The following is an 18,737-nucleotide window of genomic DNA, read 5'->3' as shown; positions in this document are numbered from 1 at the left end:
TCAAATGAAAACTAACTCACTATTTCTTTTCTTACTTATAATACCTTTATCAATTTCTGCTCAAAAGATTGATTATTCATCTGATTGGGAAAATCAAATAAAAAATACAGAGAGTTTTAAGAAAATAGAAAACAATAAGTTTGAAACTATAGATCTCAGTAATTTATTAGGCAATGAGCTGTTTGATAATGGAAATTATAACTCTTCTTATGTAGGTGTTTTCGGACCGAATTATAGACGAATGGATTTTAATTTTAATGTCCAAAAGAAGGATAATGTTTATGAATTAAAAGGTAAGGATAAGTTAGGAAATAATATAAGACCAATTCAAGGTACATTCACCTTAAAATCCGTTTATCTCAGAGAACAAGAATACATTACAGACAGTCTTTATATGGCTTCGTTTAGTTGTCATTTTCATGAACCTGGTGATAGAAATGGAGATGGAGAATTTACTGGGAGTTTTGTTATTGTGTTTTTTAAAAGAGATAATGAATATACTTTATTTCAATCAGCCTCAGGAGACGAACCCACTTTCACAAATACCTTTGTAGGAAAATGGTCACGCTATAATTCTTCGGTAGAAAGAAAAGTCATATTCTCCTTCCAAGTAGCTGGTTTATATAGAGGCTTACCTTTTTGTAAAGATTTTTATACCTATGATGAAACCGAAGAAGAATACCCTTTAGTTTTTGCTTTGATTGATGCTCGATTTATTAAATATGGTTGGGAAAACTATTTAGATAATTTGAGAGAGAAGTCGAAATGGTGGTAATGCCAAAAAGTGTACACAATCCGAACTTTTGTATAATAAATGAACGATAACTAACTGCAATATTTGTATTATCAATTTATCACATAAAATTAAAATAAAATGAGTACAAATCAATTTGGTAGAAAAGGATGGACTCCTGAGAGAAGCGGCAATTTAAATGGTAAAACATTTGTGCTTACTGGCACAACTAGTGGAACTGGTTTTGAAGCAGCCAAAATCTTATTATCTAAAGGTGCTAAAGTGGTCATGCTTAATAGAAATCCTAAGAAATCTGAGGATACTATGGCAACTTTGAAACAAGAATTAGGTCAGGAAATCAAAGTCTATGCTATTCAAATGGATTTGTCATCTCAAGCATCTGTAAAGAAAGCAGCTGAGGAAGTTTTAACATCGGTGGGTCAAATTGATGCCTTAATATGTAATGCTGCAATTGCTCAAGTACCTAATCAAGTAATGACTGAAGATGGATGGGAAAGTCAAATGGGAACAAATTATTATGGCAATTATACTCTTCAAGCATTATTATTTCCATTAATCGAAAAATCTCATGGACGTATTGTAACAGTCGGTAGTATGGGTTATGATATGGGAATCAAAACAATCAAATTCGATGATTTAAATTGGGATAATGATTACACCGCTAATGATGCTTATAGCCAAAGTAAATTAGCACAGATCATGTCAATTTATGAATTGCAGGATCGTTTAAAAGAGGCAGGTAATAACAATGTAAAAGCCTATGCTTGTCACCCTGGTTCTTCTAGAACAAATTTAATTAATACGAGTGGTAGCTTTATGATGAAAATGATATTCAACATGATGAAACTATCTCCATTAACACAAACTGCAGAAAAAGGAGCATACCCTCAATTAATGTGTGCAACAGAACCTGACTTAGATCAAACAGGATTTTATGGCCCAACAGGTAGAAGCAATTGGGTGGGACCTGTGGGAGCTCATCATATTGAACCGCACGCAAAAGATAAAGAAGTATCCAAAAGACTTTGGGAATTATCTGAGAAAGAAACAGGGGTGAAGTTTGTGATATAATGTAATATAAAATAATGTAGAATTTGAAATAAAATATGTTTCTGAATTAAAGAGGATGTATCACAATTCCATAATATCTCGTATCAAAAGCCCCACAATTAATTCCGGGGTTTATGATACGAGAAAATGGATAATTGATACATTCTTTTTTTTGATATAAGTTCAATGAGGGTTTTATAATTATCGAATCAACAAGATACTACCTTGTTTCTCAATAACACTTCCATCAATTTCAGAAACGTATCGAATAGTATAATTGTAGTTACCCGACATCATAATGGCATTTTTATAGGTACCGTCCCATCCATTACCTTTCGTATTTGCTTCGAATGATGTTCTGTATTCTCTATGGAATATTGATTCACCCCAATTGTTATAGATATGTAATTCGATATCTATAGCATAGGCTGGTTCTAACAAGAACTCGTCGTTATTACCATCACCGTTTGGAGTAAAGGCATTTGGAGCAAACATTCTTGGAGGACAGATTTGGTTGACATTAATCGTGTCTACAGTAGAACATCTTGTATCGTGTGTTTCATCAATTACCGTTACAGTAAAGATTCCAGAACGGTCTTTTGTCACCACTCTAGTGGTCTCTCCTGTGTTCCATGAGTAAGTGAAATTATCACCTTCTACAGCTGCTATCTCTAATACATCACCAAACTCGAAACAGAAAGTAGTATCCTCAAGCACTCTACCTGGATTCGGATGGAAAGTGGCTTGGTAATCGTGTGTATATTCGCATCGCGTACCCGATTCATGCTCCACAATAGTACGTAAAGTATAAGTACCTGTTTCCAATACTTCAATAGTTGGAGTAGTTTCTCCAGTACTCCATTCGTACGACTGTACAATACCTGGATATTCAGGAATACGACCATCGAAAGTAATAGGATCAGTATCACAAGATTCCATGACAAACCCTTCAACAACATCCGGTACGATGTGGATAGTGATATCTTGAGTAGTGGTACATCCAACATCGTTGGTCACCGTTAATGTATAAGTGGTTTCTGTTGATGGTGCTACATCTATTGTAGGAGTTGTAGCCCCTGTCGACCAATTATATGTTACAGGAACATCAGTAGTAGGTGTAATCGTAGTCGTTCCATCCGTACAAATCCAAACATCAGTTGGCATAGTTAATACAGGTGGAGGAGTGACTTTAATACTATCCACAAAGGTATTCGAACAACCTCCAACGTTAGTTACTTTTACCAATACAGCAAACGTACCCGCTTCAGGATATTCATATGTCGCATCTGTTGTTCTTGTATTGTAAGCTCCGAAATTAGGCCCAATATTACTATCGTAATCAAAATCCCATTCCACCGTTTGTATGGCATGGTTTCCTGATGATGCCAATTGAGGAGTGGTATTTAAGAAGGAAGCTATATCTCCTAAACAGATATCATTTACCGTAAAGGAAGCAGTAGGTACTTCATACACCTCCACATTATATGATGCAATATTTGATACACAACCCGTTGGAGTTGTAATTCTTAGATTGACAGTATGGGTGCCTATCGTATTGAAAGTATAAGTAATATCGCCATTTGATGAGTCATCATAAGTTCCATCATTATTGAAATCCCATTCATATAAACTATTCGGATCTGGCGAAATTGATGTATCCGTATTGAAATTCACCACTAAACCTTGACAACCAAATCCATTATCAGGAGCGAATCCTGCGACAGGCGTTCTATAGAAAGTGATTAAAGTAGTATCTGATGCCTCACAAGTAGCATCTAATCGGTTGCTTACATTCAATACCGCTTTGGCTGTGACTTGATACGCATTATCATCAAATACTGGATCAGCAAACGTAGCATTATGTCCAGTTAAATTGATCTGAGTCGCTACTGACCCACCGGTAACATCAATTAGACTCCATTGATAATCCATACCACTCCAATACACTTCGGATGGTTGAACGTTAAAGGTCGAATTATCACAACCGCTTAAGCCCGTCTGTGGTAACGTCACCTCAGGAGTTCTTAAGAAAGTAACCAATTGCTGATCTGTTGATGTACCACAGCTACTAAATGTATTTTGCGTTGCCAAGCTGATATGTGCGGTAACATAAGAGGCATCTACAGGAATAGTATTGATCATTACCGATGGAGCGTAATCTCCATTCGTATTTATACTAACAGAAGCTCTACCATCATTTGATGTAATATCCGTATCTAATTGATCCACCGTCCAATTGTAATTGAAGTTATTGATTTGTTCTTCATTTACTGGTTGAATCACAAATTGTGTGGTACCACAAGATAGAAGAGAATCATTACCTAATACCGCTTCCGGAGTTCTAAAGAACGTAATATCAATAGAATCTGATGTACTCGCACAATAAGGATTCGTCTGATTCCCAATCGTCAATTTATAACGGGCAGTGACTTGAGCCGCACCTTGAGGGAATTCAGGAGCAGATAGTACCATCTCGTAATTCGATGCTGATGGCGTTTCAACTAAGTTGATACCTGTATTATCAGAAACATCACTTATAAATTGAGTTCTCGTCCATGTATAATTAAAGTTCGAAACTTCACCTTCTGTTGGTCTAATAGTAATACTACCGGTCTCACAAGAAGTAATAGGTGAGGCAATTAAACTAACCGTTGGTTGTCTATGGAAACGAACCGTAGTCACTTCTGTATCGGCACAACCGCTCACTCTATGTGTCGTCACTAATGTAGCTTCAACTTCTATATACGATGTTCCATTAGGGAAAGTAGGTAACCTCATGGTCAATTCGTGTCCACCAGATCCTAATGATGTTGTATCGATCGTACCGGTATTTAAGCTAAGATCATCTGTGATGTTAAGCGACCATACATAATCAAAATCACTCACTAATTCTTCTCCAGTGGTTATCACAATACTTTGGTCTTCACAAATATCAGATGAACTAGGAGTAAGGGTGTTATTAGGAATTCTGTAGAATTCAATCACATCGTTTTGTGTACTGAAACATGAGGTGGATTGATAAGCATTTCTTGCGGTAACATCAACATTCACTTCGACCGTACCTGATCCATTATCAAAAGTTAGGCGGTTCATTTCTAAACTATCATATCTTGATAAGGTATCCACAGTACCTCCATTCACTGAATTTAAAGTCCATTCAAATACATAATTCGATCGTTGATCTGCAGTAATTGGGAAAGTCAATGCTTTAAACATCGCTTGATCTCCACAACCGATCACATTGGTATTTAAATTCGTAGCGAGTACTGGCGTTTTGAAGAAGCTAATCGTTACCTGTTCTGTGGTAACACAGCTCGAAGTAGCAAGCGGATTCATATTCGTAATTTGTAACTCATAGGTCACATCAATTTGATTTTCTCCTTGATCAAATACTGGCGTATTTACTACTAAATCTCTAACGGATGTATTCACTTCAGAAACACTACCATTCACTTCATTTAATTTCGACCATGCATATTGATAATCACTTACGGTTTCTGAGAATGGAGAAATAGTGATTTCATTAGCACAAGAATCATTTCCTGCTTTAGTAGCTGTGAAATCTATGTTCGGTACTCTAAAGAAGATCAAAGTATGTGTTTGATTATCGCTACAGGTAGGACCGTTAGGATTATCAACAACTAAATCGAATGTTATTTCTACTTGAGAACGGCCGGCCATAAAATCATCATCATCGATATGTAACGATAAGTTCTGATTATTGGTTTGACCATTGATGATATCGGCAGTTGTACCATTAAATCCATCGATACTAGTAATGCTCCATGTATAATCGAACCCATTAATAGTTTCATTACCAAAAGGTCTAATCGTTACTGTATCCAATGCACATTCTGCATGATTATCTGTAAAGGCAATCATTGGTCGTCGAGCCAATTCTACGGTATAACTCGTATCTGCACTACAGTTGTTGTTTAACTGGTTTTGAGCATCCACATCGATCACCGCCGTTATTAACGTTGCTCCACTAGGGAAATCAGCAGGATCCGTATCAATCGTTAAAGCACCACCTACTGATGTATCGAAGTTCATCAAATTGCTAATTTCGGCACTGTTGTCGGTATAGATACTATCGATAGTCCATGTGTAATTGTAGTTATCCGGACGTTGTTCCACTGTTTGTAACGTCAAATCAGTATCATCACAGACATTAAAGGTAGAAGACGTAAGATCCAACATTGCTTCACGGTCAAAGACAACCGTTACCTGATCGGACGTGATACATCCATTATCCATGTTCATCACTTGTAGTTCGTAAACTGCAGTTACTCTCACTCCCGTATTAGGGAAGGCAGGGTTGTGATCTAAGGTAATGGTATGCGTATTCAATCCGCTCTCGATTGGATATACTCCTCCGGTCAATAAGTCAATACCATTGTCCGTAAGAATGCTTATACGGTTCCAAGTGTATTGATAACCCGGATTGTTTGCCTCGGTAGGGAATAACACCACTTGAGTTCCTCTACACACAGGGCTTAGGTTTAACATGGAAAGATCGGTTTGTGGTGTTCTAAAGAAGGTAAAGTTAAAGGTTTCAGAATCTGAACAGCTTCCAGCTAAATTGCTTACATCAACAGTATAAGAAACATCTATTCTATGACTTAATGAATCGAATGAAGTGACTGTAAACTCTACATCCTGACCATTATTGATATGTGTAGTATCTATGCTACCTCCATTAATCGATACTTGCGACCAATTGTAGGCGAAATTTGGAATCACTTCTGTACCAAATGGACGAATGATATTATTTTGCTCACAGGCAGAACTGTCTAACGACTGAGTAGCTGCTATAATTGGCATTCTATAGAAATTGGCTTCAATGGTATCTCTGTCAAAACAAGTAGGTGATAGATTATTGGTCACTACCACTTCGTATTGATAGGTCATCTGTGCAGCACCTGTAGGGAAGAAGCCCGTTTGATCCACCGGAGTATTTACAATATATGAATTGTTTAACTGGCTCACCGCTGGAGATGTCAATGCTTCAGCATTCGGATTATTGTCGGCCGTCGTATTCAATAAGTTCCAGCTATAATTAAACTGAGGAACATAATTCTCTACTGTATTTAAAGTGATACTTGTATTCGAACATTCAGGGTTGATACTTGCAATTGTTGCATCAGGTGTTCTGTAGAAAGTGAAAGTCACCGTTTCTGTATCGTTACATGTAGCCGATTCAGAATTCTCTACATAGACGGTATAGTTTACGTCAATTTGATTAGAAGCAGGATCAAATACTGGGTTATTAAAAGTGACATTCTGATCAGTAGTAGAAGATAAGTTGATGGAACCTCCATTTACAGAGACTTCTGTCCAGGTAACATTAAAGCCAGTAATTGTTTCATTATCAAATAAAGTGATATTGTTTTGAGCACCACAATCGCCCGCAGTTAATGATTGTACTACGTTGATATTAGGCGTTCTATACATAGTGAAATTCACATTCTCAATATCATTACAAATGCTATTTCCCAATGTATCTTGGTTACTTACAGTCAATCGATAATCAGCTACTATTTTATGACTACCAGAATCAAAAGCAGATTTAGCAAATTCAATATTTTGAGTTGAAATGCTGTAAGGAGCATTGATAATCACATCACCACCGATCACACTTAGACTATCCCATAGGTAATCAAAACCATTTATAGTTTCAACACCTAAACTCGTAATCAGGTTGACTGTATCACAAGCTACCATATTTTGATTAAGTACGATATTTGGCTGACGGTAGAAATAGAATCTAAACGCTGTATCTTTTTCACAAAGCGTATTGGCTGCATTTTCGACATTTAGGGTTACATCCACTAAAATAGTATCACTTCCAGCATTAAATACCGGAGCATTTAACGTAAGATCCTGATCGGTCAAACTTGAATTGGTAATTGTACCTCCAACAGCGGCAATGGTCCAATTGAAATTAAAGCTTGCACTCACATTTTCTGTTCCATATGGAGTAATAATATTTTCCACTCCACAATCCACTAAACTTTGCTGAATATCGATAGTGGCAGGGCGATAGAAAATTAAGCTTGTATCTAAAGAGGCAACACATGAGTTCTGATCTGAATTTTGAATCTCGATCGTCATTGGTACAACAATCGTATTACTTCCATCAGCAAAAGCATCCATTGGCATTTCTAAAGAGAAGTTTTGATCATTCACTTGGTTATTGATGCTATCAAGTACAGCTTGATGAAGGGTAGATCCATCTGCTCCTGCACCTGTTATATTCAAGGCATCCAATGTCCATGTATAATCAAAACCGCTATTATGGGCAATGTTTTCGGTTAATCCTAAAGGATAGAAATCAATGCTCAACCCACAATCACCCGCCGTTCTTTGTTCAACAAAAGCGGTGAAATCTGGCTGACGATAAAGGGTAGTGGAGATCGCAGAAGAATCTTCACAAGCAGGAGAATTGGTATTGAACGATGTAATTGCATAACGTGTATCAATTCTAGTCGAATTAATAGCGAAGGTATCCACTGTCAACGTTAAATCTTCATTTGTTAAACTTGATGTCGTAATAGCACCACCATTAATCGATAATTGCGACCAATTGTTCGTGAAACCAGAAATGTATTCCGAGGCATAAGGCCTTAAAGTCAAGTTATTACTACAGCTATCATTACTAGCTCTTGTATACGTCAAATTAATTTCCGGCTCTCTAAATAGCGTAAAGTTAAATATTGTATCATCATCACACATAGACGCACCAGAATTCAGCATCGTAATGGTATAATTGGCATCTATTTGAGAAGCTCCGGCATTAAAACTTCCCACATTAAACGTTACATCTCTATTTCCGTCAGGCGTAACCGGGTTTGTTACAATTGTACCACCGGTAATGCTATTTTGATTCCAGTCAAAGTCAACATCATTTAGCATTTCGTTATGAGATGACACATTGATGGAGTTCTGACATGCACCAGATAAATTCGTTAATTGTATCTCAGGCGTTCTATAGAAAACAAAGCTCACTGTATCCTCATCAAAACAATCGTTTGATAACGTATTGATCACTCTCAATTTATAATGTACATACATGATCGATTCTAAGTTATCGAAGCTATCGACTTGTACTAAGAGCTCTCTTTGTGCTAAGGCAGAATTATCGGTAATTGCACCATTTCTAATGGAATCAATTGACCAAACATAAGTATAGCCATTCACATCCGTAGGGAAAGGAGTGGCACTTGCATTCCAATCACATTGAGCAGCTTTTTGTGCTAAGAATGGATTTTGAATATCAGGCGTTCTGTAAAAATTAAGTACATAATTTACGGTGTTCGTACAAGATGGATCAGCAGGTCCTAATTGATTTTCTACTGTTAATCTTATAGAAATAGCGATATGAGATTCTGTATTATCAAAATCTGTGTCCGTTACAGTGAAAACAGTATTTTGAGAAGTATAGCTATCACCAACACTGTAGGTGGAACCATCATAACCCGTAATATTTGTGATTTCCCAATCGTAATTGTAACCCCCAATCATTTCTGTACCAAAAGGCTGAAGGGTTGTTGAAAGATCACATGAATCGGTTCTAGTTTCAGTAATAACAATATCAGGATAACGAAGATATTGGAAAAGAATCGTCGTATCTGTTACAGAACATGCCGCAAGATTAGGATTAGAGTGCTTGATTTCTAAATCCATTTCAAACTGAATCATATTACTTCCATCAGCATAGGCAGAATCAGGTACATGTAATTCCATGTCTTGCATATTTTGATAGAAATTGATAGAGTCCATCACAGAACTAATCAATACTCCACCTGCAGCTCCTGTTACTGTTGCAGGGTCTAAAGTCCATTGATAATCAAATCCAGTTCCGTGATTAATTACTTCATTCATTCCTAAAGGCTGAGCTCTAAAAAGTCCACCACAAAGTCCGAATGGATCATTTTGTATGTAAGCAGTAAAATCTGGATTTCTATAAAATTTGAATTCTACGGTATCTGTATCAAAACAAGTAGGTGATATCGTATTTTGTGCAATCAACTCATATTGTACTGTGATTTCTGCTGAATGCAAGGCGAATGTATCGACTTCCACTTCTAAAATAGGATCATTAGCAACAGAGTTTTGGGTAACAGAACCACCTGTAACAGAAAGTTGTCTCCAAGTTCTTGCAAATAATGGCAGGGATTCTCCATTAAAGGCTTCCATGGTTTCTACTTGAGCACAAGAGTCGGCTCGAGTAGACAAGAATTGAATTTCAGGCTGACGATAGAAGGTCAATGAGAAGGTAGTATCATCATCACAAGTATGTGCAGAACTGTTGCTAATTGATACTGTATATTGAACATCTATTTGTGCCGAATTGGTATCCCATGTATCGACATCAACAATAAACTCTGAGTTATTATTTGTCGAATCGATTGTACCACCCGTGATGTTATCCAAATGCCATATAAATGTTTCACCATTTTTCGTAAAGGCTTCATTCATGGTCGATAAGGTGATGCTAGAATTTTCAATTGCACAAGGAATAGTTAAATCAGAGAAAGTAATTTCTGGTGTTCTATAAAACTCAAAATTCACATCTTCCTGATCAAAACACGAAGGCACTTCAGCATTGAAAACTCTTAATCTATAAGTACCATCAATTTGTAAGCTATTGGTATCGAATGAATCGACATCTAAAGTAATTTGTCTTGAAGTCAACGAAGTATTGGTAATTGCACCTCCATTAACTGTCACAGGAGTCCACACATAGACAAACCCATTGATGTTGGTCGGGAATGGCTCAATAGTACCTGTATGATCACAATTTGCCAATTTATTGAAAGCAAAAGCTGGATCTATAATCGGAGTACGATAGAAGGTAAGGGTATCAAAGGATATATCTTGACATGAAGTGTTTCCTGATGCTAAACTATTGCTAACATCCAATTGTAATGCAATAGTGATTTTCGATTCTGTATCAATAAAATCATCATCAGTGATAGTTATGCTAAGGTCTTGAGTGGTGGCTAAGTTGCCAATTGCTAAGTCATTGGCTGGATTTCCATCGTTTCCATCATACCCTGTGATATCAGTAATTTGCCATTGATAGTTGAAACCTGCAACTGCTTCTGCCCCGAATGGTTGTAGAGAGGATGTATACGCACAACTATCTACTTTTACTTCCTGCATGTCAATTACTGGAGGTCGTTTAAATGATAAGGTGATAGTAGTGTCTTCAGAGCAAGTGACATTGGTTTCTGAATGTTCAATGTGTAGATCCAGAGTTAATTGAATTTCATGACTTCCACTTGCAAAAGCAGTAATTGGCATGATTAACCCAAAATTTTGATCATTCTGTTTGTTGGTAATGGAATCCATTATCGCAGTAGGTAATGTCATACCATCAGCACCAGCACCTGTGACACTATCAAACGTCCAAGTATAATCAAATCCACTTCCATGATTGATTATTTCAGTTTGTCCTAATGGATAAGCAAAAGCATACAATCCACAAGAATCCAATGGAACAGTAGTAGTGTAATTATCTACATTTGGTGTACGGTAGAATCTAAACTCAACAGTATCGACATCAGTACATCCAAAAGAATCGGTATTTCTAGCGGTCAATTCATAAGCCACAACGATATATGCGGTGTCTTGGTCAAAAGTATTGGCAGTAACCGTTAAATCTTGATCGGTTAATGATGAAGTGGTTACTGTACCACCATTGACATATAATTCTCTCCATGTATAGTTGTAACCTGCAATTACCTCCGTCCCGAAGGGTTGGAGAGTGTTAACTAATGCACATGAGTCGGTTCTTGTTTGAACGAAACTAATGTCAGGCGTTCTATAGAAACTGATATTGAATGTGGTATCATCATCACAAGTACTCATAGTACTGTTCATGATTTGCAGATTGTATTGTGCATCCAATCTATGCGATCCGACATCAAAATCATCTACTTCGATAATATATTGATTGCCATTATTTGTAGAATCTATCGTACCACCAGTTAAAGAATTGACATTCCAGAAGAAAGTTGCCCCGCTTAATGCTTCACTATTAGCTGTAATCGTATCGGTTAAAATACAATTGATCGAACTTGGTGTATAATCTATTTCCGGAGTTCTGAAGAATTGAATGGTATAGGATTGTACATCCTTACAAGTTGGTGAGTTGGTATTCGTTACCGTCAATTCATAAGTGGCAGTAATGATGGTTTGATTTAAATCCCAACTTGCCACCGTCAAGTTAATGTCTTTATTGTTTAATGCATCTTCAGAAAGTGTACCTCCAGTAATTGAGGTTTGGTTCCATGAGTAGGTAAACCCAGGAATCACTTCAGCACCAGATGAAATTTCAGCTGAAGCCGCACAAGGATTTCCACCTAATTTTGTTTCTGTAAAACTGATACTAGGAGTCCTGTAAAATACTAAATCAATATTTCTATTTAGTCCACAATGTGGGCTTGCATCTAAACCAGTATTTGGATTCATCTTCCTCACACGGTTATTCATGGTTACAGTGAATTCAGAAAAACCAGTTGCGAAATTGGCATCTGTAAAATTCAGTGTTCTAGTTTGATTATACGATTCTGTAATCGCTCCACCAGTATAACCAGCCGTTACACTTTGTAATCTCCATCTGTAACGGAAATCCAATGTTTCTGTATGATGATTTAATGTAACAGAAAGATTACATGGATCTACTCTTGGATCTGTCAAAGTGAAGTTTCTTGGAATACGTTCTAGATTGATCGTCACTGTTGTGTCTTCCTGACAAGTATTGCTATATGTATTTTCAACAAGCAAAGTGATGTCGAAACTTAGATTCACAGAGTCATCAACAAAATAATCTTCCGTCAGTGTTAAGCTTAAGTTTTGATCGGTCGTATTGGTCGTTACTTGGTTGACTAAATCACCTAAAAATGCTGGATCAACATTATGGTCAGCAGGAGTGTTCGTCATGCTCCAAGAGTAATTGTATCCGTTACCATGAGGTAAAGACTCTGTTCCAAACGGGTTAAATGTGATGGTATATAAGTTTCTATCAGCAGTAGAACAGATAGGAACGTCTTGATCCCAAGCTGCGTAATCAGGTTCTCTGTAGAAATAGAATTCTATACTGTCTCTATCAGCACCCCCAATTGAGTTGGTCACATCGATATAATATTTAGTGTGAATTCTTGTGCTACCAGCATCAAAAGATGTGGGTGTAATTGTAAAATCTTGTAAGGTAGGGTCGGTAATTGTCACAGTACCTCCGGTAGTTACAACATTTGTCCAAGCATAATTAAATCCTGAAATTATTTCAGTACCAAATGGTCGAGCTATATAGGAAGCTGTAGTACCACAATCATTTAAAGTAGTGTCTAAATCAATTCTCGGAACTCTATGGAATTGAACATCAACAGTATCGTATGTGGTACAAGCTGTCGGGAAATTGTTATCTATTATTTCTAATTGATAACGAATATCGATGACACTTTCTCCGTTATTAAAATCTGTTTCATCCGTATCAACCGTCGCATTATGGATATTTAATGCAGATTGAGTTACGGTACCGTTTGTTGGACCAGAAAGCACCGACCATTGATAGGCAAAGTTGGTCATGCTACTGGCAACTGGGCGAAGCTGAACGGTAACATCATCATTTACTATAATGCTATCCTGACCAATTTCAGGATCTGGATTTTCTCTTACATTAACAGTGATATTGTCTACATCATTACAGCCTCTTGCAGTAGTCACCACTAAAGTAACATTGTAAGCGCCGCTTGCTGCATATAAGTGTTGAGGATCTTGAGCATTTGATGTATTACCATCTCCAAAATCCCAGAACCACGCCACTATATCATTTACATTTGCAGGAATATCACCTGCTGCAATAAATGTCGCTAAATTAGAATTATCAACTGTTGATCGATCTCTAAATTGCATTGTTTGACCTAAACAAACTTCATTGGCCACACCATCTGATAATCTTTCTGCTTCTAACTCTGAATCAGGATTATTAAACATATACACCAAAGTGGTGTTTGAGTTGGCAGTAAATGAATGAGTACACCCTTTGTTAGTGGTAACGGTTAGGGTTGTAGTTAAAACTTGATCGTTACCAATTAGTGTTCCATTACCATCTAATTGAGTGGTGAAATCGATGGTTGGAAAACGGTGGGCAAGTGTATCTGTACCACCAAAGTCAATAGTACCGTTGGAATTGAAATCCCAATCCCAACGTACTATTTCATCATCAGTAACAGGAGTGATAGTTGAATTGTCAACAAAGGCAACATTGCTGGTCTGACAGACATTTTGATAGGTAAAATCAGCAGTTGGATTAGCATTGACCACTACATTGTTTTCAGTAAATGTATCAATACAACCGTCAGCAGATGTTGTCCTTAAATTGACGATGTAGATCCCTTGTGTGGGGAAAGTATAAGTAGTCACACTATCTGTAGTCGTAATATCGTAAGTACCATCATTATCAATATCCCATTCAAATTGAGCGATGGCTTGGTCGTTGTAAATTCCAAAATCAGTTGGTCGAGCATCTAAAGTTGTTGCACTTCCTTCACAGACTTCATCGTTAGTGAAATTAGCAACAGGAGTAGGGTTATAAATCACTCGAATATCATCAGACATTGTACATTCCGTCTGATTTAATGAATTATTAGTGGGGTCAATTTTATCAATGTAATTGGAAACAATACGTGCTTCTATTCGATATAATCTACCTGTTGCAATATTTGGATTTACAGTCCATGGTGTTGAGAAACTAGGTCCATGAATAAAAGTGACATCAGGGTCAGTTCCGCCATCTGCTGCACTTATCAAAGCTCCATCTACATACCATTGATATTCTAAATCCCAATAGTACATGTATTCAGTAGTTTCAATAGTATCTGATGCATTGTATGAACTATTCCAAGCCATGTCCTCCACATTCAGATTATAGCTTCCAATATCTGTACAGAGCGTAATGTCTGAAGATGAGATATCAGGACAACTTAAAACGGTCATATCTCCTGAGTAAGCAGCGGGATAAGAACAACCGTTTTCATCAATGAAAGTCAGGTTGGGAGTGAAGGTAGAAATAGGTGCACCACCTAAAGTAGAGCTATAAGTAAATGTGTTAAGACTATCTGTTCCTAATTGGCCATCACCAGAAGACCATTGATAAATCGTATTGGTAATGTCTGTATTAGGATCATCGACTGGGAAGGCAACCATTTGTGTAGTCGCTGGAGCGAAACCAATTTTCTTCAATATTTCGTAGCTACCAGAAGTACCGCCTACTACAATTGATATTGGTGTAGCGGTATCCTGACAACCATGATCATCTGTAACTGTTACTGTGGCATCATAAGTACCGGGTGAATCATAATAATGGGTAACACTACCTGTGGTGGTGGTGGCATCTATACTTCCATCATTATCAAAATCCCATTGCCAAAGGGCAATATCTACATCGTATAAAGTATTGGTAATATCAAGGTCATCTCTACGTTGTGTATTTCCAGCCGTTTCATTGGCCAAATCGGTAAAACTAACGAAGCCAGGACATACTAAATTGGTCACGTTTGGAGTAAATCCTGCTTCCAACTCTCGCATAGTGGGTACTGTAAAGGATAAATCCTCATTATCAGAACATCCGTTTTCATCGGTTACTTCTACGGTTAAAGTATATGTACCAGCAGGCAGAGATAATCGTGCTTGATCGTTGGTAATTGAATTTGGAGTGACCTGACCAACACCAACTCCTCCTGTGAAGAAATTAATTGTGGCAGTATTTAAGTTGTAGACTTCATTGACATCTAAATCTAAGTCTAAAACTGTCACTACTTCATCACAGATGTAATCAAAGCTTACAAAGTTACTATGTGGAAGTGGAAATGAAAACTCCGGTTTCGTTACAGTAATATCGTGAGAATAGCTTGCAGAACATCCATTTACAGTTAATTCTAATGTTATTGTATGTGCTAAACTTTGAGGTGAATTTGGGGTACTAAATACCACACCCGTCAAATCTGGTACAAGACCAGTTCCCGGAACAGTACCTGTAGCTACTGAGGCACCGTCAACAAACCACTCATATGTAGGACTTGTTGGGCTGAACATCAAATTGGTTCCTTGGAATGTTAGTGATTGATTGACACATGCGGTGGCAGCTCCTGTTACTGTTACTGAGCCACCTGTAATTTGAATTGGTCCGAGATTTTCAGAGAAGGTACATCCACCTGTTGTTGTTACTGTTACTTGCCCATTATATTCACCAGGAATAGGGAAAGAAGTATTTACAATACTATTATTACTTGCAAAAGTGAATTGAATGGTCGGATCTGCGATTTGTGTAAAAGTCCAAGAATAAAGTGCTCCTAAATTACCATCTCCAGCATCAAATACTAAGTTTTGATTAATACATGTTCCTGTAGATATTGATGGAGTTGGAGCTAAAATCGGAAGTGGACCAGGCATTACAATCGTGGTGTCTTCCACATCAGAACATCCATTACCTGGTTCTGTAGCTGTAATTCTCACATCAACGGTAGAACTTTCAGGAATTTCACCTGCTGAATAACCTGTGAAAGTAGGGAATGTACCATCTGCTGTGAAGATATAATTTTCATCTTTAGTCACCTGTGAGGTCCATGTTACTTGATCGGCAGCACCATTACCCGGAGGGTCAATCGTTACTGTCCATTGATAATCTGTGTCGGTAGTCCCTAAAGAGTTATTGACGATGGTAAGGCTTGTAGGATTACAATCATCCGTAGTGATTTCATGTTCGGCTTCTGATGGGTTTATAGTAATTGTTCGAGTGGTAGGCTGACCCGTACATCCATTGATAACTGCTCTGATACTTACTTGGAAGGTAGCAGGCAGTGGCACTCTGTTATCATCGACTATATCACCATAATAATAGGCTCCATTTCCACCAGGGCCAACGGTTACCCAAGGAAGATTATTCGCATACTGATATTCATAAATGATAGGGTAGTCACCTGATAATCCTAATCCAGCGGTATCTGCATTTGTTGTTGTAGAAAAGGCCACTGTGGTGCCAATACAAATAGTAGTTGGAGAAGCATTTAATGTCGGAAAGTCAAATACTTCACCAACTTGATAAGTATATGGAGCAGAGGTATATGAACAACCAGCATTATCGCCAATTGGATCTGTATTTACGGTGTATTCAATTTCGTAAAGTCCGTGAGGGAGATTGGTGAATGTCAGAGGGTTTGAGGTATAATTCGTTGTTACACCGGTATTGGTATTTAAAACATCCCAAGATTCAGAATTTACTGTAAATGGGTTAACCACTGTGGCTCCATTTCGATCTGTCCAAGTAACGGATGGTGTAAAAGTATCACTTGACGGTTCACAAGCGATAATTGGTCCTGCAATGGCAATATCGATTGGTGCTGAATAGACTTCTATGGTATTTAATGCACAATTATCGTTTGGATCACCTGTTTGAGCATCAAACCAAAGCTCAATATTATGCGTGCCAAAACCGACTACATTCAATGTGTCGGTCATTTCATTTGCTCCTTGTGCTACACCTCCATCAACTACCCAATAGAAATTGGTGACATTTTGGAGGTTGACGGCATTTACAATAACTGAAAAATTATTGCTACAATAATCTACATCGTTGGCGGCAATAGATATACCGGCTTGTGGTAAAATGGGTATCGTTTGGGTATCTGTAAAAGTACAACTGTTATCAACTACGCCTTGGACATTAGCAGAAATATTTACAACTACTGGTGTTGGGGTTGGATTACTATAAGTGTGGGTGGCAACATCTCCAATATTGATGGTTTCTATTGTTCCATCACCCCAATCCCAAGTAAGTTGGCCACCAGAAAATAGGGGATCAACTAGATTTGGATTATAAGTGACAACATAAGTGTTACAGGTTCCTGATATCACTGCATTTTGATATAAATTACTTACATCTCTAAAGGATATGACCTCTGTATCTGTGGATGTTCCATCACAATTATTTAATGATGAAGCTAATGTAACAGTAAAATCAGAACCTCCTCCTGAATTAAAAGTATGTGATGTTGTAGCTGTTGAAGTGGTATCCAAGGTGCCATCATCAAAGTCCCAATAATAGGTCGGATTCACAGTATTCCCATCAACATCAGTGGATGTGGCAGTAAAAGTTACTAATTGAGAGGCGGCACAACTTAAGGTTTGAGATGCAGTAAAAGTAGTTGTAAATGGAGCTTGAACCGTGATATAATCCGTTTCTCTGTAAATAAAAGAACAACCATCGGAGCTTGAACCACTTAAAGCAACTTCAAACTGACCTGGATTATTTAAGGTAATGACTGCTGAATCGCCTGTTACGGTATATAATTGGTTATCTACTAAAAATTCTAAGCTGTTAAAGGTACCGGGAGTGGTATTGTAAAGTGTTATATTATCTCCAACACAGACATTGGTCCTGTTGGCATAAAAAGATCCTGATGGTTGGGTGAAAACAACTATCGAATTTGCAGCTGTGTTCAATGTTACGACCCCGTCAACATCGTCTGTATAAGTCACTTCAACACTGTATAACCCAGGTGTGTTGAACTGTTCGAATGGATTTGCTAAACTCGAAAAAGGGGTAGAAGTACCACCACTGACAATGGACCAAGAAAAATTAGAGTAGGTATGTCCAGCTTGTGGACTTACACTAAACTCTACGGCTAAACCACCACAACCGTTTATAATTTGGTTGGGATCGGAGTAGACAGTACCATTATATTCTCTCACAATAGTTTGACCTAACAAACAGTTACTTAACAATAGTAATGTACAAGTTATTATGAAGAGCAATGATCGTAATAACGACTTGTTCATAGCAATTAGTAGTATTATAATCTATAAAAAGTCTTCGGGTCGTAGTCACTTTTTATAGTCCTGGGTTAATAATTTGCTTTTTTTGGTG

General features: G+C 37.5%; 3 protein-coding genes. 2 read left to right on the top strand and 1 reads right to left on the bottom strand.

All coding sequences use genetic code 11. The features are described from left to right. The first annotated feature begins 4 nt into the window (after nucleotides 1–4). Both MY04_RS05925 and MY04_RS05920 read left to right on the top strand, forming a co-directional pair. Nucleotides 5–775 (top strand): hypothetical protein, encoded by a 771-nt coding sequence (locus tag MY04_RS05925; RefSeq protein WP_066207619.1) that lies wholly within the window; start codon nucleotides 5–7, stop codon nucleotides 773–775. 99 nt (nucleotides 776–874) lie between these two features. After that, the gene (locus MY04_RS05920) at nucleotides 875–1,825 is read left to right on the top strand and encodes an SDR family oxidoreductase (protein ID WP_066207617.1); all 951 of its coding nucleotides are present in this window, start codon (nucleotides 875–877) and stop codon (nucleotides 1,823–1,825) included. A 180-nt stretch (nucleotides 1,826–2,005) separates the two neighbouring features. Here the strand turns inward: MY04_RS05920 and MY04_RS05915 are convergent, their stop codons facing one another. Beyond that, on the bottom strand, nucleotides 2,006–18,649 hold the full coding sequence (locus MY04_RS05915; protein ID WP_084005788.1) for a PKD domain-containing protein: 16,644 nt from the start codon (nucleotides 18,647–18,649) through the stop codon (nucleotides 2,006–2,008). Nucleotides 18,650–18,737: the final 88 nt, after the last annotated feature.

This window comes from Flammeovirga sp. MY04, assembly GCF_001682195.2.
Taxonomy (GTDB): Bacteria; Bacteroidota; Bacteroidia; order Cytophagales; family Flammeovirgaceae; genus Flammeovirga; species Flammeovirga yaeyamensis.
The sequence above is the reverse complement of the archived record's forward strand: the minus strand, read 5'-3'. Positions and strand labels throughout refer to the sequence as shown.